The sequence below is a fragment of the Pseudomonas sp. C2B4 genome, assembly GCF_013359695.1.
In the GTDB taxonomy this organism is placed as follows: domain Bacteria; phylum Pseudomonadota; class Gammaproteobacteria; order Pseudomonadales; family Pseudomonadaceae; genus Aquipseudomonas.
In genome coordinates, this window is record NZ_JABFMU010000012.1 from 15,085 (window position 1) to 41,172 (window position 26,088).

General features: G+C 61.2%; 20 protein-coding genes. 6 read left to right on the forward strand and 14 right to left on the reverse strand.

Annotated elements, in window-relative coordinates:
• Window positions 1-51 precede the first annotated feature (51 nt).
• From HNQ83_RS10975 to HNQ83_RS10985, 3 genes are all read left to right on the forward strand, one after another.
• Window positions 52-1,152: an efflux RND transporter periplasmic adaptor subunit gene (locus HNQ83_RS10975; RefSeq protein ID WP_175388970.1), complete on the forward strand. Its 1,101-nt coding sequence runs from the start codon at window positions 52-54 to the stop codon at window positions 1,150-1,152.
• A gap of 6 nt (window positions 1,153-1,158) precedes the next feature.
• Window positions 1,159-4,224: an efflux RND transporter permease subunit gene (locus tag HNQ83_RS10980; protein ID WP_175388971.1), complete on the forward strand. Its 3,066-nt coding sequence runs from the start codon at window positions 1,159-1,161 to the stop codon at window positions 4,222-4,224.
• Between the two features lie 454 nt (window positions 4,225-4,678).
• Complete coding sequence (locus tag HNQ83_RS10985) at window positions 4,679-4,963, forward strand: DUF6124 family protein (protein WP_175388972.1); 285 nt, start codon at window positions 4,679-4,681, stop codon at window positions 4,961-4,963.
• A 133-nt stretch (window positions 4,964-5,096) separates the two neighbouring features.
• Here HNQ83_RS10985 and HNQ83_RS10990 read toward each other — a convergent pair whose 3' ends face one another.
• The 3 genes from HNQ83_RS10990 to plsB form a co-directional block, all read right to left on the reverse strand.
• Window positions 5,097-5,786: a DUF4197 domain-containing protein gene (locus tag HNQ83_RS10990; RefSeq protein ID WP_175388973.1), complete on the reverse strand. Its 690-nt coding sequence runs from the start codon at window positions 5,784-5,786 to the stop codon at window positions 5,097-5,099.
• A gap of 41 nt (window positions 5,787-5,827) precedes the next feature.
• A complete protein-coding gene (locus HNQ83_RS10995; protein ID WP_175388974.1) occupies window positions 5,828-6,226 on the reverse strand; it encodes a YbaY family lipoprotein in 399 nt (132 codons plus the stop codon).
• 116 nt (window positions 6,227-6,342) lie between these two features.
• Window positions 6,343-8,844, reverse strand: a complete 2,502-nt coding sequence (gene plsB, locus HNQ83_RS11000; protein ID WP_175388975.1) for a glycerol-3-phosphate 1-O-acyltransferase PlsB — start codon at window positions 8,842-8,844, stop codon at window positions 6,343-6,345.
• 235 nt (window positions 8,845-9,079) lie between these two features.
• Here plsB and HNQ83_RS11005 point away from each other — a divergent pair, with 235 nt between their 5' ends.
• Window positions 9,080-9,289 carry a cold shock domain-containing protein gene (locus tag HNQ83_RS11005; protein ID WP_019647794.1) on the forward strand — a complete coding sequence of 70 codons (210 nt, stop codon included), beginning with the start codon at window positions 9,080-9,082 and terminating at the stop codon, window positions 9,287-9,289.
• Between the two features lie 133 nt (window positions 9,290-9,422).
• On the opposite strand, the gene HNQ83_RS11010 is transcribed toward HNQ83_RS11005, so the two are convergent.
• The 4 genes from HNQ83_RS11010 to HNQ83_RS11025 form a co-directional block, all read right to left on the reverse strand.
• Window positions 9,423-9,800, reverse strand: a complete 378-nt coding sequence (locus HNQ83_RS11010) for a hypothetical protein (RefSeq protein ID WP_008019569.1) — start codon at window positions 9,798-9,800, stop codon at window positions 9,423-9,425.
• Window positions 9,801-9,882: 82 nt separating this feature from the next.
• The gene (locus tag HNQ83_RS11015) at window positions 9,883-10,692 is read right to left on the reverse strand and encodes a putative RNA methyltransferase (RefSeq protein WP_175388976.1); all 810 of its coding nucleotides are present in this window, start codon (window positions 10,690-10,692) and stop codon (window positions 9,883-9,885) included.
• Window positions 10,692-11,843 carry a succinyl-diaminopimelate desuccinylase gene (dapE, locus tag HNQ83_RS11020; protein WP_175388977.1) on the reverse strand — a complete coding sequence of 384 codons (1,152 nt, stop codon included), beginning with the start codon at window positions 11,841-11,843 and terminating at the stop codon, window positions 10,692-10,694. Before dapE ends, HNQ83_RS11015 begins: the two co-directional genes overlap by 1 nt.
• Window positions 11,844-12,072: 229 nt before the next feature.
• Window positions 12,073-14,664: a glycosyltransferase gene (locus HNQ83_RS11025; RefSeq protein ID WP_175388978.1), complete on the reverse strand. Its 2,592-nt coding sequence runs from the start codon at window positions 14,662-14,664 to the stop codon at window positions 12,073-12,075.
• A gap of 287 nt (window positions 14,665-14,951) precedes the next feature.
• Here HNQ83_RS11025 and tcdA point away from each other — a divergent pair, with 287 nt between their 5' ends.
• Window positions 14,952-15,764 carry a tRNA cyclic N6-threonylcarbamoyladenosine(37) synthase TcdA gene (tcdA, locus tag HNQ83_RS11030; protein WP_372241893.1) on the forward strand — a complete coding sequence of 271 codons (813 nt, stop codon included), beginning with the start codon at window positions 14,952-14,954 and terminating at the stop codon, window positions 15,762-15,764.
• An 89-nt stretch (window positions 15,765-15,853) separates the two neighbouring features.
• Here tcdA and HNQ83_RS11035 read toward each other — a convergent pair whose 3' ends face one another.
• The 4 genes from HNQ83_RS11035 to HNQ83_RS11050 all read right to left on the reverse strand — a co-directional run bounded on the left by HNQ83_RS11035 (window position 15,854) and on the right by HNQ83_RS11050 (window position 19,091).
• Window positions 15,854-16,258: a SufE family protein gene (locus HNQ83_RS11035; protein ID WP_175388979.1), complete on the reverse strand. Its 405-nt coding sequence runs from the start codon at window positions 16,256-16,258 to the stop codon at window positions 15,854-15,856.
• Window positions 16,255-17,460 carry an aminotransferase class V-fold PLP-dependent enzyme gene (locus HNQ83_RS11040; protein ID WP_175388980.1) on the reverse strand — a complete coding sequence of 402 codons (1,206 nt, stop codon included), beginning with the start codon at window positions 17,458-17,460 and terminating at the stop codon, window positions 16,255-16,257. Before HNQ83_RS11040 ends, HNQ83_RS11035 begins: the two co-directional genes overlap by 4 nt.
• 201 nt (window positions 17,461-17,661) lie before the next feature.
• Window positions 17,662-18,696, reverse strand: coding sequence for a 2,3,4,5-tetrahydropyridine-2,6-dicarboxylate N-succinyltransferase (gene dapD, locus HNQ83_RS11045; protein WP_175388981.1), 1,035 nt, complete (start codon window positions 18,694-18,696; stop codon window positions 17,662-17,664).
• 32 nt (window positions 18,697-18,728) lie between these two features.
• Complete coding sequence (locus HNQ83_RS11050) at window positions 18,729-19,091, reverse strand: ArsC family reductase (protein ID WP_175388982.1); 363 nt, start codon at window positions 19,089-19,091, stop codon at window positions 18,729-18,731.
• A 317-nt stretch (window positions 19,092-19,408) separates the two neighbouring features.
• Here HNQ83_RS11050 and HNQ83_RS11055 point away from each other — a divergent pair, with 317 nt between their 5' ends.
• On the forward strand, window positions 19,409-21,040 hold the full coding sequence (locus HNQ83_RS11055) for a Na+/H+ antiporter (RefSeq protein WP_175388983.1): 1,632 nt from the start codon (window positions 19,409-19,411) through the stop codon (window positions 21,038-21,040).
• Window positions 21,041-21,161: 121 nt separating this feature from the next.
• Here HNQ83_RS11055 and dapC read toward each other — a convergent pair whose 3' ends face one another.
• The 3 genes from dapC to map all read right to left on the reverse strand — a co-directional run bounded on the left by dapC (window position 21,162) and on the right by map (window position 26,085).
• A complete protein-coding gene (gene dapC / locus HNQ83_RS11060; protein ID WP_175388984.1) occupies window positions 21,162-22,361 on the reverse strand; it encodes a succinyldiaminopimelate transaminase in 1,200 nt (399 codons plus the stop codon).
• Between the two features lie 193 nt (window positions 22,362-22,554).
• A complete protein-coding gene (locus tag HNQ83_RS11065; RefSeq protein WP_175388985.1) occupies window positions 22,555-25,257 on the reverse strand; it encodes a [protein-PII] uridylyltransferase in 2,703 nt (900 codons plus the stop codon).
• Window positions 25,258-25,302: 45 nt separating this feature from the next.
• Window positions 25,303-26,085, reverse strand: coding sequence for a type I methionyl aminopeptidase (gene map / locus HNQ83_RS11070; RefSeq protein WP_175388986.1), 783 nt, complete (start codon window positions 26,083-26,085; stop codon window positions 25,303-25,305).
• Window positions 26,086-26,088: the final 3 nt, after the last annotated feature.

Genomic DNA, 26,088 nt, shown 5'->3' on the forward strand with positions numbered 1-26,088 from the left:
ATACTGGTCAGTATAATTATTCCAAGCACCATTAGCGAAAGGTCCTTCACCATGTTCCGCTATGCCTTGCCCCTCGCGTTGCCAGTCAGCCTGGCGTTTTTTTTGACGGCGTGTGGTCACGAAGAGGCGCCCCAAGTCAGCGTTCGCCCGGCCATGGTGGTCCAGCCAGAGCCTTCGTCCCAGGCGATGGAAAGTTATCCCGGCGAAGTCCGCGCCCGCTATGAGCCGGACCTGGCGTTCCGCATTGGCGGCAAAGTCAGCCGACGACTGGTAGAAGAGGGGCAGCGGGTCAAGGCCGATCAACCGCTGGCGGAGCTCGATCCGCAAGACGTGCGCCTGCAACTGGAAGCCACCCGCGCCCAGGTCGCGGCCGCCGAAGCCAATCTGAATATGGTGCGCGCCGAGCGTGATCGCTACAAAACGCTGATGGAGCGTCAGTTGGTCAGCCGCTCGCAGTACGACAATCACGAGAACCTTTACCGGTCCGGCGAAGCCCGTCTCAAGCAGATCAAAGCCGAATTCAACGTCTCCAGTAACCAGGCCAGCTACGCCGTGTTGCGTGCGCCCCAGGACGGCGTCGTGGCCAAGCGTGCGGTCGAGGTCGGTCAAGTGGTGGCCGCCGGGCAAACGGTGTTCACCCTGGCCACCGATGGCGAGCGTGAAGTGTCGATCAGTCTGCCGGAGCAGAACTTCGGCCGCTTCAAGGTCGGCGAGCCAGTCTCGGTGGAGCTGTGGACGCTACCGGGTCAGCGTTTCGCCGGGCATATCCGCGAACTGTCGCCTGCTGCCGATCCGAAATCCCGTACCTTCGCCGCGCGCATCGCCTTCAACGCCGGCAAGGTTCCGGCCGAACTGGGCCAGAGTGCCCGGGTATTCGTGCAGACCGCCGAGTCAGTGCCGCTGTCTGTGCCGCTGTCGGCGCTGACCGCCGAAAACGGCGTGACCTACGTCTGGGTCGTCAGCGCCAACAACACCCTGAAGAAGACCCCGGTGCGGGTCGGTGCCTTCGGTGAGAAAACCGTCCCGGTGCTCGAAGGCCTCAACGCCAGCGACTGGGTGGTGGCCGCTGGCGTCCATGTGCTTCTCGACGGGCAGCAGGTGCGCCCGGTGGATCGCTCCAACCGCGTGGTCAATCTGGCGGACAAGGAGTAATCCCCGATGGGCTTCAATCTTTCCGAATGGGCGTTGCGTAACCGCCAGATCGTACTGTTCCTGATGCTACTGCTGGCTATCGTCGGCGCGCTTTCCTACACCAAGCTTGGCCAAAGCGAAGATCCGCCGTTCACCTTCAAAGCCATGGTGATCCGCACCAACTGGCCGGGCGCCACGGCGGAGGAAGTTTCGCGCCAGGTTACCGAGCGCATCGAAAAGAAGCTGATGGAAACCGGCGAGTACGAGCGCATCGTGTCGTTCTCCCGCCCCGGTGAATCCCAGGTGACGTTCATTGCCCGCGATTCCATGCATTCGGTGGACATCCCGGAGCTCTGGTATCAGGTGCGCAAGAAGGTCAGCGACATTCGCCACACCTTGCCGCCGGGCATTCAGGGGCCGTTCTTCAACGATGAATTCGGCACCACGTTCGGCAATATCTACGCATTGACCGGCGACGGTTTCGATTACGCCGTGCTGAAGGATTACGCCGACCGCATCCAGATCCAGCTGCAACGGGTCAAGGACGTGGGCAAGGTCGACCTGCTCGGCCTGCAGGACGAAAAGATCTGGATCGAACTGTCCAACGTCAAACTCGCGACCCTCGGTTTGCCCCTGGCGGCTGTCCAGCAGGCGCTTGAAGAGCAGAATGCGGTATCCACCGCCGGCTTCTTCGAAACCAGCAGCGAGCGATTGCAGCTACGGGTCTCGGGGAATTTTCAGACCGTCGATGAGATAAAAAACTTTCCGATCCGGGTCGGGGATCGCACCTTCCGCATCTCCGATGTGGCTGATGTGCGCCGTGGTTTCAACGATCCACCGGCGCCGCGCATGCGCTTCATGGCTGAAGACGCCATCGGTCTGGCCGTGGCCATGAAGGACGGCGGCGACATTCTGGTACTGGGCAAGGCCCTGGAAATCGAGTTCGCCCGTATCCAGAAAAACCTTCCGGCCGGCATGCAGCTGCGTAAGGTCTCCGATCAACCGGCGGCGGTGAAAACCGGGGTCGGCGAGTTTGTCCAGGTATTGGTGGAAGCGCTGGCAATTGTGTTGCTGGTGAGCTTTTTCTCCCTTGGTGTGCGCACTGGCATGGTGGTCGCCCTGGCGATCCCGCTGGTGTTGGCCATGACTTTCGCCAGCATGTATTACCTCGGCATCGGCCTGCACAAGATCTCGCTCGGTGCGTTGGTACTGGCGCTGGGTTTGCTGGTGGACGATGCGATCATCGCCGTGGAAATGATGGCGATCAAAATGGAGCAAGGCTTCGACCGGATCAAAGCGGCGAGCTATGCCTGGACCAGCACCGCGTTCCCGATGCTCACCGGCACGCTGATCACCGCCGCCGGCTTCCTGCCGATCGCCACCGCGCAATCGGGCACCGGCGAATACACCCGCTCGATCTTCCAGGTAGTGACCATCGCGCTCTTGGCGTCCTGGGTGGCGGCGGTGGTGTTTGTGCCGTACCTCGGGGAAAAACTCCTGCCGGATCTGGCGAAAATTCATGCGGCCAAGCACGGACCCGATCAGCCTGACCCTTACGGCACGCCGTTTTATCAGCGGGTCCGGCGCGTGGTGGAGTGGTGCGTGCGTCGGCGCAAGACGGTGATTGCGGCGACGGTGATTCTGTTCATCGCCTCTGTGGTCCTGTTCCGCTTTGTACCGCAGCAATTTTTCCCGGCGTCGGGCCGGCTGGAATTGATGGTTGATCTGAAACTGGCCGAAGGCGCCTCTCTGAGCAACACCGCCGAAGAGGTCAAGCGCCTCGAAGCGCTGCTCAAGGACAAGGCAGGGATCGATAATTACGTGGCCTATGTCGGCACCGGTTCACCGCGTTTTTACCTGCCGCTGGATCAACAACTTCCCGCACCCAGCTTCGCCCAATTCGTGGTGCTGGCCAAAACCATCGAGGAGCGTGAAACCCTGCGCACCTGGCTGATCGAAACCCTCAACGAACAATTCCCGGCCCTGCGCTCGCGGGTCACGCGCCTGGAAAACGGTCCGCCGGTTGGTTATCCAGTGCAGTTCCGGGTGACCGGTGAGCACATCGAAGAAGTCCGCGCGCTGGCCCGCAAAGTCGCGGCCAAGGTTCGTGAAAACCCGCACGTGGCCAACGTCCATCTGGATTGGGAAGAACCTAGCAAGGTCGTGTACCTGAACGTCGATCAGGACCGCGCCCGGGCATTGGGCGTGAGCACGGCGAACCTGTCGAAGTTCCTGCAAAGCTCGCTGACCGGTTCCAGCGTCAGTCAGTATCGCGAAGACAATGAGTTGATCGAGATCCTGCTGCGCGGCACCGTGCATGAACGTACCGAGTTGTCGTTGCTGCCAAGCCTGTCGGTACCGACCGACAACGGTCGCAGCGTCGCCCTGTCGCAAATCGCGACGCTGGAATACGGCTTCGAAGAAGGCGTGATCTGGCACCGCAACCGCCTGCCCAACGTGACCGTCCGTGCCGACATTTACGGCAAGGAACAACCGGCGACCCTGGTGCAGCAAATCATGCCGACCCTCGACCCGATCCGCGCCGAATTGCCGGACGGCTATTTGCTGGATGTCGGTGGCACCGTGGAGGATTCCGCCCGCGGGCAGAACTCGGTGAAGGCCGGCGTGCCGCTGTTCATCGTGGTCGTATTGACGTTGCTGATGCTGCAACTGCGCAGTTTCTCACGCACGGCGATGGTGTTCCTGACGGCGCCGTTGGGCCTGATCGGGGTGACGCTGTTCCTGATGGTCTTCCGCCAGCCGTTTGGTTTCGTGGCCATGCTCGGGACCATTGCCTTGTCGGGGATGATCATGCGCAACTCGGTGATTCTGGTGGACCAGATCGAGCAGGATATTGCTGCCGGGTTGAAGCCTTGGCAGGCGATCATCGAGGCCACGGTGCGGCGGTTCAGGCCGATTGTGTTGACGGCGCTTGCGGCGGTTCTGGCGATGATTCCGTTGTCGCGCAGTGTGTTCTTCGGGCCGATGGCGGTGGCGATCATGGGGGGCTTGATTGTGGCGACGGCGTTGACGCTGTTGTTCTTGCCGGCTTTGTATGCGGCTTGGTTCAGGGTCAAGAAAGAGCCGGTCTGACCAAACAGCTTGTAGGAGCAAAGCTTGCTCGCGATGACGGTGGCACATTCAGCACCAGTGTTGATTGACCCGACGCGTTCGCGAGCAGGCTCGCTCCCACAGTAGGCCGGTGCCGAAGCTGAAATTTGCGGCAACCACCAACCCTCTGTGGGAGCTGGCTTGCCTGCGATGGCGGCCTGACAGCCGACCAATCTCTCCCGGTTGTACACGGTCCAATTGTGGGAGCGAGCCTGCTCGCGAAGACGGCCTCGCAGCCAATGATGTTTATCGCTCAATCAAATCTTCAGAACCTTCCCACAACACTTTCAGGTTGTCCCTAGGAACCTCGATCACTAGCCTGTGTCCGTCGCTGCCAATTCAGCGACCGGGACTGCAAGCCCGAATTTTTGTTAGGTGCTAACAAGCGCCGGATCTAAAAATGGTATCGGGCGCTCCAGTCTCAAGGAGTTGCACCATGAACAACGAGTCCATGAACCCTCCAGAATCTGCTCCCGCTGACCCACAGGCAAAAACCACTTACCGCCCGTGTCCAATCTTCACGATTCACCCCGGCGTCAATTCTGAAACCCTGCTTGTCCATGCCCATGAAACCCTCGCTTCAGCCAATGTCATGGCCACCGAGTTGTCCTCCATTCTGACCGGCCCGGCGTGCAATCTGGTGCTCGGTATTCAGCAGATGATTGTGCTGGCGCAACTATCGGTGAACCGCGTGCTGGATCAGATCGATCTGCCGAAATAGGCCTAACAAAAAAGCCCGCTGACTTTCTGAAAGTCAGCGGGCTTTTTTCAAGCGCTTGAAAGTTGTTCTATCAGTCAAACCGAGGTGTGGCCATCGCGAGCAAGCTTTGCTCCCACTGGTTTTGCGGTGAAGCTTAGAGCGTGCCGAAGACCTTCTTCGCCAAACTGGTCGCTGCAGCCGCCGGATCCTTGCGAATGGCTTCTTCCTGTTTGCCGATCATTTCGAACAAGCCATTGAGCGCCTGTTCGGTGACGTAGTTTTCGATGTTGGCGCTCTTGGCATCGATCACGCCCATGGTCGCGGCTTGGCCGGCGAAGGCGTTGTATTGCTTGGCCAGGCCGACCTGGTCGGTGGCTTGCTTGACGATCGGCAGGAACTTGGCGCGGATCTGTTCGCGGCTGGTTTTGTTCAGGTACTGGGTGGCCGAGTCGTTGCCGCCGCTGAGGATGCCCTTGGCATCGTCTACCGTCATTTTTTTCACGGCATCGACGAGGATTGGCTGGGCCTGGACGACAGCGGTTTCCGCCGCTTTGTTCATGCTGGTTTCCAGTTGATCGACTTGGTCGCCCATGCCGAACTGTTTCATTTTGCTGGCGACCTTGCCCAGTTTGCCGGGCAATTCGATTTTCACGTCCGGGTTGTTGCTGAATCCGCCCGGGGTGCCGAGTTGTTTCACGGCCAGTTGCGCGCCTTGGGTCAGGGCGTCCTTGAGACCGCCGGTGGCGTCTTTTTGCGACAGGTCGCTGAGGGACAGCGCCATGGCGCTGGCACAGATCATCAAACCTGCGCACAGGCCGGCGAAGCGGAGGGTAGGGCGGAGCATGGCAACTTCCTTTTTCAAAAAGACACTTATTTCAATCAGCTCTAGCGGACCGCGTCGACGCGGACCTTCACAGGCTGTGGGTCGGAGCCGTCCAGGCGCACGGCGTGATTCTCGGTGGTAATGAACAGCAGTTTGCCATCGACTTCAATGCGCGCGTTGATTGAATAACGGTGATTGGGCTCGATCTGCGTCGGGTCGTAGCTCAGGTGAAAGGGCAACGGCACCTGGCCTTTGACCGGGCCGCGTTGTTCGTCGATGACTTTGGCCGGAGCATCGGCCAGTGAGATGTCTTGCAGGCTGACGCTGAGGACCGCGTTCGGCGGCAGCGCGATGCGTTGCAGGTAGAAGACTTCGCCATCGAGGCTGGCTTTTGCTGCAGGCTGCATCGACTGGCAGGCGCCCAGCAGTACGGTCATGGCCAATAGAGAGAGTTTTTTCATTGCAGATCTCCTTCTCATGTGGGAGCGAGCCTGCTCGCGAAGGCGGCGTGTCAGCCGCCATTAAAGTCGACTGATACGGCCTCTTCGCGAGCAGGCTCGCTCCCACAGGTTTTACATCAGTTTGCGGGTTGTGTGGCGGGTTGGTCGGCGGCATCTTCACTGCGATGCACCGCTACCTGCTGGATCGACAGGCGAATATCAGCCGGCAGCACCCGTTTGGCCGCGCCCTCGGCCAGTTCGCCGAGCAGTTCGTGATAACCCAGCTTGCCGGCCTCGTCGCGCTTGAGCACCTCGAGATCCAGCATAGTCTGGATGAAGTGGCGGAACAGGCTCTTGTCGAAGAACTCCGGGGCATTCAGGCCATGCAGGATCGACAGGCGCTGGGCCATGACGGTGCACAGGTCTTCCAGTTCTTCGGCGCTGATGCTGTTCTGGCCGCTGTTGAGCAGCAGGGAAACGGTCATGTAGAAGCGTTGCAGCGTCTGGGCGATGCTTTTTGACAGCAGCGTCAACAGCACGAAATGCCGCGAGCTTGGCGCCGGGCGCAGGTAGACGTCGTTCTCGAAGCGCAGCAGGCCTTGCTCGACGAACGCCTCCAGCCATTGATCGATCACGCCATCCAGCTCGTCGAGCGACCAGCGAATGAACAGCTCGGCCTGCAGGTACGGGTACAGCGCGCGGGTATAACGCAGGATCTGTTCGCGGCTCATGCGCGAGGCGCTCTGGAAGAAGCTCGCCAACAGCGCCGGCAGCGCGAAGATGTGCAGCACGTTGTTGCGGTAATAGGTCATCAGGACGGCGTTCTGCTCGTCCAGATAGAGAATCTTGCCCAGCGCGTCACTCTGCTCGGACAGCAGGTCCATGTCCTTGACGTGCTCGATCAACGCGCGACCATTGCCCTCGGGCAGCGTGGTGTGCGGCGAGTACGGCACCTTGCGCAACAGCGCCAGGTACAGGTCGAGCACCCGGGACATGGCGCGATCGTCCAGCGCCAGGCGGCTGGTGGACAGCAGCGCCAGGGCCACCAGGTTGACCGGGTTGATCGCCGCCGCTTCGTTCAAGTGCTGCGCGACTTTCTCGCCGAGGCGGTTGGTGGTTTCGTTGAGCCAGGCCGGCTTGAACTGCGGGCCGAGTTCCTGTTTGCGCCAGTCCGGTTGTTCGCTGTCGAGGAATTCGGCCAGCTTGATCGGTTCGCCGAAGTTCACCGCCACCTGACCAAAACGCTGTTTGAGGGCGCCGATGACTTTGAAAATATCGAAGATCGATTCTTTCTTCTTGCTCGCCCCGCGCAGTTCGCCGAGGTAGGTGCGGCCTTCCAGTACGCGTTCGTAGCCGATGTACACCGGCACAAACACGATCGGCGTGCGCGAGGAGCGCAGATAGCTGCGCAAGGTGATCGCCAGCATCCCGGTTTTCGGTTGCAGCATGCGCCCGGTGCGCGAGCGTCCGCCTTCGACGAAGTACTCCACCGGAAAGCCCTTGGTGAACAGGGTGTGCAGGTATTCGTTGAATACCGAGGTGTACAGCGGGTTGCCCTTGAAGGTACGGCGCATGAAGAACGCACCGCCGCGACGCAGCAGGCCGCCGATCCCCGGCATGTTCAGGTTGATCCCGGCGGCGATGTGCGGCGGGGTCAGGCCGTTGCGGAACAGCAGGTAGGACAGCAGCAGGTAGTCGATGTGGCTGCGGTGGCAAGGTACGTAGATCACTTCGTAACCCGGGGCGACCTTCTGCACGCCTTCGATGTTGTTGACCTTGATACCGTCGTAGATCTTGTTCCAGAACCAGCTCAGCACCACTTCCATGAAGCGGATCGCGGTGTAGGTGTAGTCCGAGGCGATCTCGTTGCCGTAGCGCAAGGCCTGGGCCTTGGCTTTCTCCGGGGCGATGTTTTCGCGTTCGGCTTCGTCGAGGATCGCCTGCTTGACCAGTGGCTGGTTGACCAGGCCCTTGACCAGGTTGCGTCGGTGGGAGATGTCCGGGCCGATGACGGCGGCTTTGAGGTTGCGAAAGTGCACCCGCAGGATGCGCTGGGCCATGCGCACGGTGCGCTCGTGGCCCTTGTTGTGCTCGATCAGCTCGCGCAGGTGAATCGGCGCGGAGAACTGCACGCGGGTCTTGCGCCCCAGCACGATGACGCTCAGCAAGCGGCGCAGGCGCCCGGTGACCGCCCAACTGTCGGCGAACAGCAGTTTCCACGGACTGTTTTCGCTGTCCGGCGACTGACCCCAGAACACGCTGACCGGAATGATCTGCGCGTCTTCGGCAGCGTTCTGGCTCAGGGCGCTGACCAGGCGGGTCAGGGTTGGCGGGGCGCCGCGCTTGTCCTGACGACCGAGCCAGTCCGGGTCCGGTGTCAGGTAGAAAAACGCCGCCGGTTCCAGCAGGTTGCCCACCGATACCGGCAACACCGGACGTGGCAGGCCGGCCTTGCTGCATTCGGTGTCGACCACGGCGAGGTCGGTCAGCGAAGGGTTTTGCAGGACGTAGAACACCGGACGACTGCGGTCGAGGTTGAGGGTGAACGACGACTGGTTGATCGTCTCCGAGCGAACCCAGAGGTACAACAGTCGACGCAGGGTGCCAAACACAAGACGGCGGAGCGGGGAACGGGTCATACGGCATCTGCATGAGTGAATGAAAACCGAGCAATTGCTCGGGCGGTCGTTAGTGTGCCGTATTCATCGAAAATCGGCAAAAAAGCGGCAATCAAAGTGCTATTGAGAGATTAAACGTCTGACATATACTCGGCGCTCTGTCGCCGTCGCCCCTCAGGGGCCGGCATGTGCAGGCTGACGTTCCGAGGCTTTCCTGCGAAAAGCCCGATCAATAATAAAAAGGGAGTATGAACAGATGGCAACACGTGAAACCGGCAACGTGAAGTGGTTCAACGACGCCAAGGGCTACGGCTTCATTCAGCGCGCGGACGGGGTGGATGTGTTCGTGCACTACCGCGCGATTCGCGGTGAAGGCCACCGTTCGCTGACCGAAGGCCAGCAGGTCGAGTACGCGGTGGTGGAAGGGCAGAAGGGGTTGCAGGCTGAGGATGTGGTGGGGTTGTAAACCCACTCTTCATAGCACGAAAAAACCTGTGGGAGCGGGCTTGCCCGCGAAGGCGGCGGCACATCCAACAATGATGTGACTGACAAACCGCAATCGCGGGCAAGCCCGCTCCCACAGGTCCGTTGTACGGCTGTTAAGCCGTTTTCCAGGTGATTTCTTCTTCACCATCGGCGCTGATGCGAATCCAGCGATCAGCCGTTTCTTCACCTTCTTCCTCGACCCAACTGCCCGGTGCGCAACGCACTTCGACGTTCAACGCGGCAAAGGCGGCGCGGGCGCAGGCGATGTCGTCGTCCCACGGGGTCTGGTCACTTTCCAGGTACAGGCTGTTCCATTTTCCTACGGCCTTGGGCAACCAGGTCACTGGCACATTGCCGGCCTTGCACTTGTAGGTCTGACCTTTCTGCACCCAGTCGGTGCACGGGCCCAACGCCGCGCCGAGCCAGGTGGAGATGGCTTTATGGTCGACGTCGGCGTCTTTCAGGTAAATCTCGATATCGGGCTGGCGCATGGATGTCCTCACTGCGTGTCTGAAAAATCCATTCGCGGATTTAGCCGGTCTTGAGCCATTGCCCAAGACCAAAAATTTCAAGTTATTGAAGTACGAAATAATCGTAGCGCATCGAGATGGTGACCTCGAAGGGCTCGACCTGCTCGATCACGGCTGCCCGGCGTTCGGCACTGGCACGCCAGCCGTGGGGCGTCATGGCCAGCAGATTCGCCCGGTCCTGGCCGCTGGCCAGCGAAAGTTTGAATTCCAGGGTTTCGCTGTGGGCCAGTGCCATACCTTCCGGCATCAGATCCAGATGCTTGTCGTCGATGTACTCGCGGACTTCGTCGTACAGCCGCTCACGTAGCTCCATCAGGTGACCGCTGGTCGGCCCGACTTTCATCAGGCCGCCGCCGGGGCTGAGCAGGCGTTTGGCTTCGTTCCAGTCCAGTGGACTGAAGACGCTGGCCAGGAACTGGCAACTGCCCGACGCCAAAGGCACGCGGGCCATGCTGGCGATCAACCAGGTCAGCCGCGGGTTGCGTTTGCAGGCGCGTTTGACGGCTTCCCGGGAAATGTCCAGCGCATAGCCATCGGCCTCCGGCAGGGCCTCGGCGATTTGTGCGGTGTAGTAACCCTCGCCACAGCCAATATCGACCCAGCGCTGCGGCGCGTAACCGGCTGCCAGCTCCGCCAGGCGCCTGGCCACTGGCGCGTAGTGTCCGGCGTTGAGGAAGTCGCGACGGGCTTCGACCATCGCCTGGTTATCCCCGGGATCACGGCTGTTCTTGTGCTGCACCGGCAAAAGGTTCAGGTAACCCTGGCGCGCACGGTCGAAACGATGCCCGGCGGGGCAGGCCACGCCGTTGTCCACCGCGTTGAGCGGTTCGCTGCAGATCGGGCAAGCGAGCATCAGGCGAGCAACTTGACGAGGGTCTGGTAGTAGATTTCGGTCAGCACATCGAGGTCGGCCGCCAGCACGCGCTCGTTGACCTGGTGGATGGTCGCGTTGACCGGCCCCAGCTCGACCACTTGTGTGCCCATGGTCGCGATGAAGCGCCCGTCGGAGGTGCCGCCGGTGGTGGACGCCTTGGTTTCACGGCCGGTGATGTCCTTGATGCTCGACGACACCGCGTCGAGCAGCGCGCCCGGCTCGGTGAGGAATGGCAGGCCGGACAATGCCCAGTCGATGTGCCAGTCCAGGTCATGCTTGTCGAGGATGTCGGCGACGCGCTTTTGCAGGCCTTCGACGGTGGACTCGGTGGAGAAGCGGAAGTTGAACACCGCCACCAGATCACCCGGAATCACGTTGGTCGCGCCGGTGCCGGAGTTGACGTTGGAGATCTGGAAACTGGTCGGCGGGAAGAAATCGTTGCCGTGGTCCCAGTGCTCGGCGGCCAGTTCGGCCAGGGCCGGGGCGGCGAGGTGGATCGGGTTTTTCGCCAGGTGCGGATAGGCCACGTGGCCCTGCACGCCGCGTACGGTCAGCTTGGCACCGAGGGAGCCGCGACGGCCATTCTTGACCACGTCACCGACCAGGGTAGTACTCGACGGTTCGCCGACGATGCACCAATCCAGGCGCTCCTTGCGCGCGGCCAGGCGTTCAACCACTGCCTTGGTGCCATGGTGCGCCGGGCCTTCTTCGTCGCTGGTGATCAGGAAGGCGACCTTGCCCTTGTGGTCCGGGTAGTCGGCGACGAAACGCTCGGCCGCCACGGTCATGGACGCCAGGCTGCCTTTCATGTCCGCCGCGCCACGACCGCAGAGCATGCCGTGCTCGTCGATCACGGCGTTGAACGGGTCGATCTGCCAGGCGGTCACCGGACCGGTCGGCACCACGTCGGTGTGACCGGCGAAGCACAGCACCGGACCGTCGTGTTTACCGTGGGTGGCCCAGAAGTTATCCACATCTTCGATGCGCATCGGTTCCAGCATGAAACCGGCATCGCCCAGGCGCTGCATCATCTGCTTCTGGCAATCGGCGTCGACCGGCGTCACGGACGGACGGCGAATCAGGTCGATGGCGAGTTGGAGGGTCGGCGAAAGGTCGGCGTGGGCCGTCATGGAAAACTCCGAAAATCATGAATGTGGGCGCGGACTCACTGTGGGAGCGAGCCTGCTCGCGAAGGCGGTGTGTCAGTCAACATAAACGTTGATTGTTACAACGCCTTCGCGAGCAGGCTCGCTCCCACAGGGGTCAGGTCCGGCCATTGGGCTGCAAGCCCCGCAAAATGGCGGTTATCTTAAAGCAAAACGGCGACCATTGGCCGCCGTTTAGTGGATCGGTGAAGATTTAGACCGCTGGCGCCGTTTCGGTTTCGGCGGTCGGTTTCGGCAGGGAGGAGAGGAACGCCATGATCAGCGCCGCCAGGTACGGCAGCGACTGCACCAGCAACATGGTCACCCAGAAGCGCATGTCGTTGCTCGGCATACCGTTGACCAGGAAGATCCCCAGCGCCGCGCCCCACAGCAACAGCATGATGAACACCTCTTCCCGGGCCTCCGAAATCGCCACCCAGAAGCCGTGGTTATCGGCGTTCTTCGGCGTGCGGAAGAACGGAATGCTGCTGGTGAAGAAGCCGTACAGCACCGCTTTGGCGATGGTGTGCGACAACGCCAGGCCGGCCAGTGCCGCGCAGAACGCATCCTTCAGGTTCACGCCTACGGCGCGACGGTAGAGGAAGATGATCTTGCCGACCTTGAACACGAACAGCGCCAATGGCGGGATCGCGAAAATCAGCAGCGGCGGATCGACCCGCTGCGGCACGATGATCATCGCCGCCGACCACAACAGCGCGCCAACGGTGAAGAAGATGTTCATGCCGTCCGCCACCCATGGCAACCAGCCCGCGAGGAAGTGGTAGCGCTGGCCGCGGGTCAGCTCGGTGTCCTTGCCGCGCAGCAGGCTGCGGGTGTGACGCTTGATGATCTGGATCGCGCCATAGGCCCAGCGGAACCGCTGTTTCTTGAAGTCGATAAAGGTGTCGGGCATCAGGCCTTTGCCGTAGCTGTCGTGGTAATACGCCGCCGACAGGCCTTTCTCGAACACGCGCAGGCCCAGTTCGGCGTCTTCGCAGATGCACCAGTCGGCCCAGCCCAGTTCTTCGAGCACCGAGCGACGGGTCATGGTCATGGTGCCGTGCTGGATGATCGCGTCGCGGTCGTTACGGGTGACCATGCCGATATGGAAGAAGCCTTTGTATTCCGCGTAGCAGAGCTTCTTGAAGGTGCTTTCGTTCTGGTCGCGGTAGTCCTGCGGCGACTGCACCACGGCGATTTTCGGATCGGCGAAGTGCGGCACCATGTGCTTGAGCCAGTTCGGATGGACGCAGTAATCGGAGTCGATCACCGCGATCACTTCGGCATCCTTGGCGGTGTGCGGAATCAGGTAATTCAACGCGCCGCCCTTGAAACCGGCCAGTGGCGCGACGTGGAAGAACTTGAAGCGCGGGCCGAGGGTTTCGCAGTAGTCGCGCACCGGTTCCCAGACCGCCGGGTCCTTGGTGTTGTTGTCGATGATCAGGACTTCGAAGTCCGGATAGTCGAGGTTGGCCAGGGCGTTGAGGGTCTGTTTGACCATCTCCGGCGGCTCGTTGTAGCACGGCACGTGGATCGAGACTTTCGGGCGGTAGTTCGAATCGCCGACCACCGGCAGAAATTCCCGGCGGCGCTTGTGAATCCACACGGCTTCGGCCAGTTCGTGAGCCTCGGTCAGCAACACGATAAAGACCCCGAGGGCGCCGAGGGCGAGCAGGAAGCCCACCGTCAGGCTGAACCAGGTGCTGTATTGCTGACTGTAGTCATAACCGATCCAGACCAGCACCGAACCGCAGAGGAACGCGATAAAGGTCAGGAAGGTGCGACCACGCTGGCGCAGGGCCGAGCCGTCGATCATCAGCAAGGTCAGCGACAGCAGCGCCAATACCACCGAACCGATGGCCAGCACGCGCCACTGCGGAATGGCGACCACCGGACCTTCGAAGTTGAATTTCTGCTGGCGCGCGGCGTTGAACACGCCCCAGTAAGCGCCCACCGAACCTTCGTCACTGGCTTTCCACGGTTGGTCGAAGGCTTCGATCACGAAGTAGTTGAAGCCCTGGCGGTTGAGCTTGTTGACCAGGGTTCGCAGGTAAATCGCCTGGTCCGCCGGCGACGCATCGGCGCCACCACGCATGCGGCCATTGCTCGGCCAGCCGACCTCGGACAGCAGCAGCGGTTTTTTCGGGAACATCTTCTTCAGGTCGCGGGCGCGGTCGAGGACGAACTGCCCGGCCTTGTCCATCGGGATGAATTCCCAATAGGGCAGAACGTGGGCGGCGATCAGGTCGACGTGCTTGGCCAGTTCCGGGTGTTCTTCCCAGACGTGCCACTGTTCGGACGTGGTCACCGGCACTTTCACAGCGGCGCGGACGCGATCAAGGATCACGCTCAGTTCGGCAGCGGTGATTTCCTTACGGAAAATGGCTTCGTTACCTACAACGACGCGGACGACACTGCGCGAAGAATTGGCAAGTTCGATGGCGCGGGCGATTTCCCGCTCGTTGCGTTCCTGGTCCGGGCTGATCCAGATCCCCAGCGTGACCCGCAGGCCGAATTCTTCCGCCAGTTTCGGGATGTTCTCCAGCGTGCCATCGACCGAGTAAGTACGGATGTTGTCCGTTAGCTTGCTCATGATCTCCAGGTCGCGACGCATCTGGTCGTCGGTCGGGTACTGCTCTTTCTGTGGGAATTGACCCTGCTGAAACGGCGAATACGAGAAGCCGGAGATCTGTTCAGGCCAGTTAGGGGCCGTAACCGGGCGATTGATCAGCGCCCAGAAGCCGGTAAACAAGGCAGCGATGGCGAGCACCACCACCAGGTTGAGTCCAAATTTACGCGATGACATGGTTATTTCGGGTTCCGGAGGCTGTGGAACGAGGGAACGATCGGCTGTCGGCTGCCCAAGAGCGGGGGCGCGCATCCTACACCGGCACTTCACTGAACGTACATCGGACAGGGAAATGCCGGACGTTGGGCAATCCAAGTCGATTTAAGTTCTTTCATTAGAGCGTGTAGGGCGAATCTTCGTTCGATGTCGTTTCATCAAGACTGGAAAGTCGTCCATTCATAGCGCAATGATGCTCTTGGACGCCGACGGCCCTATAATGCGCGCCGGTTTTTGAGGTGTTGGTCATGAGTACAGAAGATCCGCGGTTTGCCGGCATTGCCCGCTTGTATGGCATCGAAGGGCTCGAGCGCCTGCGTGCGGCGCATGTGGCGATCGTCGGCGTGGGTGGCGTCGGTTCCTGGGCGGCGGAAGCCATGGCCCGTTGCGGGGTCGGCGAGATTTCGCTGTTTGACCTCGATGACGTCTGCGTCAGCAACGCCAACCGTCAGTTGCACGCGCTGGACAGCACCGTTGGCAAACCCAAGGTCGAGGTCATGGCCGAGCGCCTGCGCGGGATCAACCCGGACTGCACGGTGCACGCGGTGCCGGATTTCGTTACCCGCGAGACCATGGCCGAGTACATCACGCCCAACATCGACTGCGTGATCGACTGCATCGACAGCGTCAACGCGAAAGCGGCGCTGATTGCCTGGTGCAAGCGCCGCAAGATCCAGATCATCACTACCGGCGGCGCGGGCGGCCAGATCGACCCGACGTTGATCCAGGTCTGCGACCTCAACCGCACGTTCAATGACCCGCTGGCCTCGAAAGTTCGCTCCACCTTGCGCCGCGACTATGGCTTCTCGCGTACCGTGACCCGCCATTACAGCGTGCCGTGCGTGTTTTCCACCGAGCAACTGCGCTACCCGAAACCGGACGGCAGCATCTGTTTGCAGAAGAGTTTTGTCGGTGATGGCGTGAAGCTTGACTGCGCCGGTGGCTTTGGCGCGGTGATGATGGTGACGGCGACCTTCGGCATGGTCGCGGCGACCAAGGCTGTGGACAAGATTGTGGCGGGTGTGAGACGGCCCGCGGATCGGGTCAAGCCTCAGGTTTAAGTATTGCTGCTGATGGCCTCTTCGCGAGCAGGCTCGCTCCCACATTGGAATGCTTTCTCTTGTGGGAGCGAGCCTACTCGCGAAGGCGATTAACCAGCCAACTCATTCATTCGTTGTAATACGGCATTGAGGCCATTGCTGCGCGACTGGGACAACTGCCGTCCCAACCCCAGCTGATTGAACCAGTCCGCCAAATCCACCTGCTTGAGTTCAGCCGCCGACAACCCGTTCACCCGCGCCAGCAGCAACGCCACCAGGCCGCGAATCAGGCGTGCATCGCTGTTGGCCCTGAATTGCCAGTGGCCATCCTTCAGCTCGCCCACCAGCCACACCTGGCTTTCACAGCCATGCACCCGGTTGGCCTCGCACATGTCCACATCGCTCAAGGCGGGCAGGCGTTCGCCCCACTGCATCAGCAGGCGCGCCCGTTGTTCCCAGCCGGGTGCCTCCTGAAAGGCTTCCAGTGCAGTCAATGCCTCGGCGGGCAGGCTCATCGCAGTAGCTCCAGTGCTTGATCCAGCGCTTCAAAGAACCGCTCCAGGTCTTCGGAGTCGTTGTACAGCGCCAACGACACCCGAATCGCTCCGGCCAGGTGCAGGCTTTTGAGCAGCGGCATGGCGCAGTGATGACCGGCGCGCACCGCAATGCCTTGTTCGGTCAGCAGGTGTGCCAGATCCGAATTATGTACACCCTCGATGGTAAAACTCGCCAGTGCCACTTGCGGCTTGCCCAGCAGGCGGATGCCGTTTCGCGCATCCAGGCCCTTGAGCAGATAGTCATGCAGCGCCGCTTCGTGGGCGGATACGGCGTCCTGGTCGAGCCCGGCCAGGTAATCCAGGGTGGCCCCCAGGCCAATGACGCTGGAAATCGGCGGCGTGCCGGCTTCGAAGCCCAGCGGTGCAGGCCGGAAGCGTGCGTCGTGATAGTTGGCGTCCAGCACCATCTCGCCGCCGAACTGCCAGGGGCGCAGCTGTTGCAGCGCTTCATGGCGTCCGAACAACACGCCCAGGCCATCGGGACCGTAGAGCTTGTGGCTGGAAAATACGTAAAAATCACACCCCAGTGCCTGCACGTCATGCCGGCCATGGACCACGCCCTGGGCGCCGTCGATCACGGTCAACGCGTTATGCGCCTTGGCCATCGTCAGCAGCGCGGGCAGGGGTTGCCAGGCGCCGATCACGTTGGACAACTGGCTGACCGCCAGCAGTCGCGTGCGTGGACCGATCAATCCTGTGGCGGCTTCGAGGTCGATCACGCCGTCGGCATCCAATGGCAGGACCACCAGTTTCAGCGCGCGGCGGTGTGCCAATTGCTGCCACGGCAGCAGATTGGCGTGATGCTCCAGGGCGCTGATGACAATTTCATCGCCCGGATGGAATAGAGGTTCCAGGCCATAGGCCAGGAGGTTCAGCGCAGAGGTCGCGCCGTGGGTGAAGATGATCTGCCCACTGTCACCGGCGTTGAGCCATTGCGCGGCTTTGCGGCGGCTGTCCTCGAACGCCTGGGTGGCATGGGCGCCGGGCAGGTGTTGCGCCCGATGCACATTGGCCGCGCCATTGGCGTAGTAGTGCGCCAGGGCATCCAGCAGTGCTTGAGGTTTTTGCGTGGTGGCGGCGTTGTCCAGATAGGTCTGGTCTTGCCGTTGCAGCGCGGCGATGGCCGGAAAATCGGCGCGCCAGGGGGAGGCAATCATCATGGTGTTCGGCCTTTACGCCTGACTCCCTGTAGGAGCGAGCTTTTGTGGCGAGGGGATTTATCCCCGTTGGGTCGCGTAGCGGCCCTAAATCCTGCAAGCGCGGTGTGCCAGATACACCGCGAGCGCTGGATTTACGACTGCTGCGCAGTCGAACGGGGATGAATCCCCTCGCCACAGGGGCTCCCACAGAGTCTACGACGCTTAGTTGTGAGCGTGCAGCGCTTCGTTCAGTTCGATGGCCGATTTGTGGGTTTTGCATTCCACGGCACCGGTTTCCGAATTGCGACGGAACAGCAGGTCGGTCTGGCCGGCCAGTTCACGGGCCTTCACGACTTTGACCAGCTGGTTTTTCTCGTCCAGCAGCGCCACTTTGGTGCCAGCGGTGACGTACAGGCCCGACTCAACGGTATTGCGGTCGCCCAACGGGATACCGATACCGGCATTGGCGCCGATCAGGCAGCCTTCGCCGACCTTGATCACGATGTTGCCGCCGCCCGACAGGGTGCCCATGGTCGAGCAGCCGCCGCCCAGGTCCGAACCCTTGCCGACGAATACGCCAGCGGATACGCGGCCTTCGATCATGCCCGGGCCTTCGGTGCCGGCGTTGAAGTTGATGAAGCCTTCGTGCATCACGGTGGTGCCTTCGCCCACGTAGGCGCCCAGGCGCAGACGTGCGGCGTCAGCGATACGCACGCCGGCCGGAACCACGTAGTCGGTCATTTTAGGGAATTTGTCCACCGAGAACACTTCCAGCAGCTCGCCGCGCAGACGGGCTTCCAGTTGGTGCTCGGCCAGTTCGGCCAGATCGATGGCGCCCTGGCTGGTCCAGGCCACGTTCGGCAGCAATGGGAAGATACCGGCCAGGTTCAGGCCGTGTGGCTTGACCAGGCGATGGGACAGCAGGTGCAGCTTGAGGTACGCCTCAGGGGTCGACGATAGCTGGGCATCTTCGGCCAGCAGGGTGGCGACCAGCGGCTTGTGGCTTTCGGCCAGGCGGGTCAGCAATGCAGCCTGGGCCGCGTCGACGCCTTTGACGGCTTCAGCCAGTTGCGAGGCTTGAGCGGTGGTGAAGGCGATGGCCTGGTTGCCTTCGCTGTAGCCCAGGATCGGGGCAATGGCAGCGACCAGTTCGGCCGATGGGTTGAGTAATGGCTGCGCGTAGAACACTTCCAGCCATGCGCCTTGACGGTTTTGAGTGCCGACACCAAAGGCCAGGCTGAACAGGGTAGTGGACATGTTGATACCTCTAACAAATTGAAACGGGCTGCTTACTTCAGAGCTGCCGCGTAGATGTCTGGCTTGAAGCCAATCAGGGTTCGGTCACCGAGATCGAGCACCGGGCGCTTGATCATCGAAGGTTGTGCGAGCATCAGTTCGATGGCTTTCGATTGGTCGAGATCGGCTTTGCGTTCGTCGTCGAGCTTGCGAAAGGTCGTGCCTGCACGGTTCAACACCACTTCCCAGCCGTGCTCATCGCACCATTGGGTCAGGTGTTCACGGTCGATGCCGACCGCTTTGTAATCATGAAAGTCATAGCTGACAGCGTGTTCATCGAGCCAGGTGCGCGCCTTTTTCATGGTGTCGCAGGCTTTGATGCCGAAAAGGTGCAACGTTTTGCTTGAAACGGTCAAGGAATCGCCCCCTTTACAGGTGCTGGAGAAAAAAGGTGTCGGATTATGCCATGACCGGACGGTTTCGCGGCGGCTGTGGTCGGGTTTGTCGTTGTGTCATGGCACAAAACATGTAGGAGCGAGCTCTGCTCGCGATGGTCGCCAACGATAATGCGCGCAGCCTGACACCCCGTGGAGTCTTACAGTACATCGCGAGCGAGCTCGCTCCTACAGGAGGTTGTGCTGTCCTGGTGTGCGACATAGGTGCAAGGGTCGTGCGTAGTCTAAGCGTCTAATATGGCACTTCAACGCTGTCGATTGTCCGGGAACCCCGCTTTATGCAAACCGCTTATACCGTCCTGATCATGCTCATGTTGGTCGGCGTTTCGCGCTTGATCGGACGGGTGATCCCCCTGCCGTTGCCATTGGTGCAAATCGCCGCTGGCGCCTTGCTCGCCTGGCCGACGCTCGGTTTGCATGTGGCGCTGGATCCCGAGTTGTTCCTGTTTCTGTTCCTGCCGCCGCTGCTGTTTTCCGATGGCTGGCGCATGCCTAAACGCGAATTCTGGCGCTTGCGTGGGCCAATCCTCACGCTGGCGGTGGGCTTGGTGCTGTTCACCGTGGTCGGTGCGGGTTATTTCATTCACTGGTTATTGCCGAGCATCCCGCTGCCGGTGGCGTTTGCGTTGGCAGCGGTGTTGTCGCCAACCGACGCCGTGGCGGTTTCGGCAATCTCCCAGAACCGTTTGCCGACGCCGTTGATGCACATGCTGCAAGGCGAGGCACTGATGAATGATGCCTCGGGCCTGGTGACGTTCAAGTTTGCCCTGGCGGCGGCGGTGACGGGCGTGTTCTCGCTGGCCAACGCCAGTGTGACGTTTGTGTTGGTGGCGGTTGGCGGCTTGGCCATTGGCGTGGCGTTGAGCTGGCTGGTCGGGCGCATGCGCTCGTGGATGATTGCCCGCGGCTGGGATGACCCGGCCACCCACGTCGTGTTCATGTTGTTGCTGCCGTTTGCCGCCTACGTGCTGGCTGAGCGCGTGGGGGCGTCGGGCATCCTGTCGGCGGTGGCGGCGGGGATGATGCAGAGCTGGCTGGATCTGTTGCCGCGCCAGACCAACACCCGCCTGCTCAATCGCAGCGTCTGGTCGTTGCTGGAGTTTGCCTTCAACGGCTTGATCTTCCTGCTGTTGGGTCTGCAATTGCCGGACATCATCAAGGCCGTGGCCAGCCATGAGGATTCGTTGTGGCCGACACTGCTGTATCGCTGCTTCGACGTGGCGCTGATTTTCCTGGTGTTGCTGGTGTTGCGGTTTGTCTGGGTGCAAAGCATCTGGCGCCTGTCCATTTTTGTACGGCGCTGGCGCGGCAAGGATGAGATCACCCGGGTGCCGAGCGCGCGCTCCTGCTGGCTGTTGACGGTGGGTGGCGTGCGAGGCGCGGTGACGTTGGCGGGTGTGATGTCGGTGCCGATGCTCTTGGGGAGCAGCGCATTTCCCGAGCGCGACCTGCTGATCTTCATCGCCGCCGGAGTGATTCTGTTGTCGCTGATCGCCGCCTGCATTGCCTTGCCTTTGTTGCTGCGCGGCATCGAGAAAAGCCCCGACGACAAGCGCCGCAACGAAGTGCGTGACGCTTGGCGCAAGACGGCCGAAGCGGCCATTCACTCGCTGGAAACCGAGGAGGTCAATCCGCAGGATGCCACCCAGGCCGCGCTGGCGGCGGAGCTCAAGGCGCGGATCATGTCCGAGTATCGCCATCAATTGGAGGTGTTCAACGACTCCGCCGAAGCCCAGGCCCTGGCGTTTCAGATGGACTTGCTGGAGCGGCGGTTGCGCTTGAAGGCACTGCGGGCGCAGCGCCTGGAGTTGTACAGCCTCAGCCGTCAGCACCAGGTTGGCGATGACGTGTTGCGTGAGGTGTTGGCGGAACTGGATTTGAGCGAGGCCAAGCTTGGGCAGGTGAAATAACGCTTGTCCCTGTAGGAGCGAGCTTGCTCGCGATGGACGCCAACGGTAACGCGGGCTGTCTGGTGTCCCGTGTTGTTCTCTGGTCCATCGCGAGCAAGCTCGCTCCTGCAAAGCTCCGTGTTTATTTACGGCGCTGGATGAAATCGCGAATCCGCTCCGCGGCTTCCACGCACTCGGCCAGCGGCGCAACCAACGCCATGCGCACACGCCCCGCACCCGGATTGACGCCATCCACGTCGCGCGACAGGTAGGAGCCTGGCACCACGGTCACATGCTCCTGCTCGAACAAATCGCGGCAGAAGGCTGCGTCATCACCCGCCACATTCGGCCACAGGTAGAAGCTGCCATCGGGGCGTTGTACGTCGAGGACCGGGCTGAGGATTTCCAGTACGGCGTCGAACTTCTCGCGATACAGCGCCCGATTGGCTCGCACATGTACTTCGTCATTCCATGCGGCAACGCTGGCCAGTTGCGTCTGAACCGGCATCGCGCAGCCATGGTAGGTGCGATAGAGCAGGAAGCCCTTGAGGATATCCGCATCGCCGGCGACAAAACCGGAACGCAGGCCCGGCAGGTTGGAGCGCTTGGACAGGCTGTGGAACACCACGCAACGCTTGAAATCCTTGCGGCCCAGTTCCGCGCAGGCGCTGAGCAGGCCCGGTGGCGGGGTTTGTTCGTCGAAGTACAGTTCGCTGTAGCACTCGTCCGCGGCAATCACGAAGTCATGTTCGTCGGCCAGGGCGATTAGTTTTTTCAGGGTATCGACCGGGATCAAAGCACCGGTCGGGTTGCCCGGCGAGCACAGGAACAGGATCTGGCAGCGCTTCCAGATGTCTGGCGAGACTGCGTCGAAATCCGGGTTGAAACCGTTTTCGTCCAGGCACGGCAGGTAATGCGGCTTGGCGCCAGCGAGGAAGGCCGCACCTTCGTAGATCTGGTAGAACGGGTTCGGACTGACCACCAGGGCATCGTCACCCCGGTTGACCACGGTCTGGGTGAAGGCGAACAGCGCTTCGCGAGTGCCGTTGACCGGCAGCACGTTGCGCGCCGGGTCGATCCAGCCGCTCGGGACGTTGAAACGACGCTCACACCAGGCTGCAATGGCCTCGCGCAGCTCCGGGATACCGAGGGTGGTCGGATACACCGCCATTTTTTCCAGATTACTGGCCAGGGCTTCGGCGACGAAGCTCGGCGAACGGTGTTTCGGCTCGCCGATGGACAACGCGATGGGACGCTTGTCCGGGTTGGGCGTGACGCTGCCGAGCAGGGCGCGGAGCTTCTCGAACGGGTAGGGCTGGAGCTGGGACAAAGCGTTGTTCATGGGGGCCTCTTATAGGGTGGGAGCGGGCTTGCTCGAGTGTCGGTCCGGGCGCAAAACCTGTGGGAGCGAGCCTGCTCGCGAAGAGGGTGGCAAGTTCAACATCCTTGTGTGCTGATCCACCGCTTTCGCGAGCAGGCTCGCTCCCACATTGGGAAAAACAGGCCCATTCCCACAGTGGAGAAGTGGGGGTGATTCAGATACTGATGCGCGACAGTTTGATATCGGGTTCCTGGTTGACGCTCAGTTGTTCGACGATCGCATCCTGCAGGCGGCTGCACAGCAGTGGGTCGGACAACGGTTGGTTGTTGGCGTCGGTGATGAAGAACACGTCTTCCACGCGTTCGCCCAGGGTGGCGATCTTGGCGTTCTGCAGCGACAAGTCGAACTCCAGGAAGATCGTGCCGACCCGGGCCAGCAGGCCAGGGCGGTCCGGCGCGGTCAGTTCCAGTACGGTCACCGGGCGCTGTGCGTCGTTGTGGATCGTCACCTGGGGCGCGAAAGCGAAATGCTTGAGCTGGCGCGGCACCCTGCGCTGGATGATCGTCGGGTAGTCATCCGGGTTGCGCAGGGCTTCGGTCAGACCGTCGCGGATCTGCTTGACCCGCGCCGGGTTATCGCCAATAGAGTCGCCGTCGGTATCAAGCACGATATAGGTGTCGAGGGTGAACTGGCTGCTGGAGGTGATGACCCGGGCGTCATGGATGTTCAGGTTGAGCTGGTCCATCGCGGCCACGGTCACGGCGAAGAAGTCGTGCTGGTCCGGTGCATAGATGAAGATCTGCGTGCCGCCCTCGAATTCCCGTTGCGTGGTTTCCTTGATCAGCACCAGCGGCCCGCCATCGGTCGGTTGCTGAAGGATCGCGTCGGTGTGCCAGGCGACGTCGCCAGCGGTGTGACGCAGGAAATAGTCATCACCCAACTGCGCCCACAACTGCTCGACATCGTCCGGGTCGGTACCGCCGCGCACCAGGATGTCCAGGGCCGCGCTCTGGGTCTGGCGGATCTGCTCTTCGCGGTCCACCGGGTTTTCCAGGCCACGACGCAATGCGCGCTTGGTCTCGGTGTAGAGCTGGCGCAGCAGGCTGGCGCGCCAGGAGTTCCACAGCGTCGGGTTGGTGGCGTTGATATCGGCGACCGTCAGCACGTACAGGTAATCGAGGTGGGTTTCGTCGCCGACGGTCTGGGCAAAGTCGTGGATGACTTGCGGGTCGGACAAGTCCTTGCGCTGCGCGGTGGTCGACATCAGCAAGTGGTTCTGCACCAGCCAGACGATCAGGCGGCTATCCCACACGGGAAGCTGGTGGCGCTGGCAAAAGGCTTCGGCGTCCACAGCGCCGATTTCCGAGTGGTCGCCATGCCGGCCTTTGCCGATGTCATGGTACAGGCCCGCCAGGTAGATCAATTCGGGTTTGGGCAGCTTGCCCATGAGTTTGCTGGCCAGCGGGAATTTTTCCGACACCTGGGTGTACTGCAATTTGCGCAGGTGCTTGATCAGGTTCAGCGTGTGCGCATCGACGGTATAGATGTGGAACAGGTCGTGCTGCATCTGTCCCACGATAAAACCGAACTCCGGCAGATAGCGCCCGAGGATGCCATAACGGTTCATACGGCGCAGGTTGCGGTGGATGCCGATCTTGCACTTGAACAGTTCGATGAACAGGCTGGTGTTGCGGATGTCATTGCGGAAATCGTCGTCGATCAGGTGGCGATTTTCCCGCAGCAGGCGAATGGTATCGGCGCGTACGCCTTTGATTTCCGGCTGCTGGGCCATCAGTACGAAGATTTCCAGCATGGCGAACGGGGTACGGCGAAACACGTTGTCGCTGCGCGCTTCGATGTAGCCATCGTGCAGCTGGAAGCGCGAGTTGATCGGTTGCGGCTGTGCCTCGTCTTCCGGGGCGAGGATGACTTCTTCGAAGTGCTGGATGATCAGGTCGCTGAGCTGGGCAATGCTCATCACCACCCGGTAATACTGCTGCATGAAGTTTTCGACGGCCTGTTTTGCGTCGTCGCCTTCGAATCCCAGCAGCTTGGCAATGGTGCGCTGGTGGTCGAACAGCAAGCGGTCTTCGGCGCGGCCGGCCAGCATGTGCAAGGCGTAACGAACCTTCCACAGAAACTCCTGGGAGGAAGCCAGCAACGCGTTTTCGCTCTCGACCAGAAAGCCTTCACCGGCCAGGGCCCGCAGGTTCAACGTGCCATATTCGCGACGGGCGACCCAGAGAATCGTCTGGATATCCCGCAGGCCACCGGGCGAGCCTTTTACGTTGGGCTCCAGGTTGTATTCGGTGTCGTTGTACTTGTGATGGCGGGCCTTCTGTTCGGCGCGTTTGGCCAGGAAGAAGTCCTTGCTCGGCCACATGTGCGCGGTACTGGTGACATCCAGCATGCGCTGGCGCAGGTGCTCCGGGCCGGTAATGGTGCGACTTTCCATCAGGTTGGTCACCACCGTCAGGTCGGCGCGGGCCTCGACGGCGCATTCCTCGACCGAGCGAACGCTCTGACCGACTTCCAGGCCGATGTCCCACAGCAGCGTCAGAAAACGCTCGATGGAGTCGCGGAAAACTTCATGGTCGGCGCTGTCCAGCAGGATCAGCAAATCAATGTCGGAGTAGGGGTGCAGCTCGCCGCGACCGTAGCCACCCACCGCAACCAGTGCGATATCGGCGTCTTCACTCCAGTTGAACTGCTCCCATGCCTTTTGCAGGATATTGTCGATGAACCAGGCACGATCCTCGATCAGTCGCCGTATATCCCGCCCGTTGCGAAAGCGCGCGTCGAGCACTTCGCGGGCCTGACGGATCGCCTTCTTGAAGGCTGAGATCGGGCTGGCCTTCAGTGCCAGTTCAGCCTGGAACTGGCCGCGGTCGAAGAGTTCGGGATCCACCTGCGGCATCGATTGGCTTTCCTATCTTTTATGGCTGGGAGCTACGCAAGCGGATCAGGCCGAAACGCGAGGGATGGTGTCATCGCTGCGCAAGGTGAAGATCTCGTAACCGGTATCGGTGACCAGCAGTGTGTGTTCCCACTGCGCCGAAAGCTTGCGGTCCTTGGTGATTGCGGTCCAGCCGTCGCCCAGCACCTTGGTTTCGGCACGGCCCTGGTTGATCATCGGTTCGATGGTGAACGTCATGCCTGCCTTCAGCTCCATGCCGGTGCCGGCGCGGCCGTAGTGCAGGATCTGCGGTTCTTCATGGAAGACCTTGCCGATGCCGTGGCCACAGAACTCGCGAACCACCGAGAAACCGTTCTTCTCTGCATGCTTCTGGATCACTTCGCCAATGTCACCCAGGCGGCAGCCGGGTTTAACCAGCTCGATGGCCTTGTACATGCATTCCTGGGTCACTTGCGACAGGCGTTCGGCCCAGACTGGCACAGTCCCGACGTGGAACATGCGGCTGGTGTCGCCGTGGTAGCCGTCCTTGATGACGGTGACGTCGATGTTCAGCGTGTCGCCATCCTTCAGCGGTTTGTCGTTCGGGATGCCGTGGCAGACCACATGGTTGATCGAGGTGCAAATCGACTTCGGGTAGCCCTTGTAGTTGAGTGGGGCAGGGATGGCTTTCTGCTCGTTGACGATATAGTCGTGGCAGATCTGGTTAAGCTGATCAGTGGTGACGCCCGGCTTGACATATTCGGCAATCATTTCCAGCACATCGGCGGCCAGTTTGCCGGCGATGCGCATTTTTGCGATGTCCTCGGGAGTTTTGAGGGTGACGGTCATACA

Excerpts from the sequence above, each read along its gene's own strand:
- HNQ83_RS10975 (WP_175388970.1), top strand. The coding sequence starts at position 52 with ATGTTCCGCTATGCCTTGCCCCTCGCGTTGCCAGTCAGCCTGGCGTTT.
- HNQ83_RS10980 (WP_175388971.1), top strand. The coding sequence starts at position 1,159 with ATGGGCTTCAATCTTTCCGAATGGGCGTTGCGTAACCGCCAGATCGTA.
- HNQ83_RS10985 (WP_175388972.1), top strand. The coding sequence starts at position 4,679 with ATGAACAACGAGTCCATGAACCCTCCAGAATCTGCTCCCGCTGACCCA.
- HNQ83_RS10990 (WP_175388973.1), bottom strand. The coding sequence starts at position 5,786 with ATGCTCCGCCCTACCCTCCGCTTCGCCGGCCTGTGCGCAGGTTTGATG.
- HNQ83_RS10995 (WP_175388974.1), bottom strand. The coding sequence starts at position 6,226 with ATGAAAAAACTCTCTCTATTGGCCATGACCGTACTGCTGGGCGCCTGC.
- plsB (WP_175388975.1), bottom strand. The coding sequence starts at position 8,844 with ATGACCCGTTCCCCGCTCCGCCGTCTTGTGTTTGGCACCCTGCGTCGA.
- HNQ83_RS11005 (WP_019647794.1), top strand. The coding sequence starts at position 9,080 with ATGGCAACACGTGAAACCGGCAACGTGAAGTGGTTCAACGACGCCAAG.
- HNQ83_RS11010 (WP_008019569.1), bottom strand. The coding sequence starts at position 9,800 with ATGCGCCAGCCCGATATCGAGATTTACCTGAAAGACGCCGACGTCGAC.
- HNQ83_RS11015 (WP_175388976.1), bottom strand. The coding sequence starts at position 10,692 with ATGCTCGCTTGCCCGATCTGCAGCGAACCGCTCAACGCGGTGGACAAC.
- dapE (WP_175388977.1), bottom strand. The coding sequence starts at position 11,843 with ATGACGGCCCACGCCGACCTTTCGCCGACCCTCCAACTCGCCATCGAC.
- HNQ83_RS11025 (WP_175388978.1), bottom strand. The coding sequence starts at position 14,664 with ATGTCATCGCGTAAATTTGGACTCAACCTGGTGGTGGTGCTCGCCATC.
- tcdA (WP_372241893.1), top strand. The coding sequence starts at position 14,952 with ATGAGTACAGAAGATCCGCGGTTTGCCGGCATTGCCCGCTTGTATGGC.
- HNQ83_RS11035 (WP_175388979.1), bottom strand. The coding sequence starts at position 16,258 with ATGAGCCTGCCCGCCGAGGCATTGACTGCACTGGAAGCCTTTCAGGAG.
- HNQ83_RS11040 (WP_175388980.1), bottom strand. The coding sequence starts at position 17,460 with ATGATGATTGCCTCCCCCTGGCGCGCCGATTTTCCGGCCATCGCCGCG.
- dapD (WP_175388981.1), bottom strand. The coding sequence starts at position 18,696 with ATGTCCACTACCCTGTTCAGCCTGGCCTTTGGTGTCGGCACTCAAAAC.
- HNQ83_RS11055 (WP_175388983.1), top strand. The coding sequence starts at position 19,409 with ATGCAAACCGCTTATACCGTCCTGATCATGCTCATGTTGGTCGGCGTT.
- dapC (WP_175388984.1), bottom strand. The coding sequence starts at position 22,361 with ATGAACAACGCTTTGTCCCAGCTCCAGCCCTACCCGTTCGAGAAGCTC.
- HNQ83_RS11065 (WP_175388985.1), bottom strand. The coding sequence starts at position 25,257 with ATGCCGCAGGTGGATCCCGAACTCTTCGACCGCGGCCAGTTCCAGGCT.
- map (WP_175388986.1), bottom strand. The coding sequence starts at position 26,085 with ATGACCGTCACCCTCAAAACTCCCGAGGACATCGCAAAAATGCGCATC.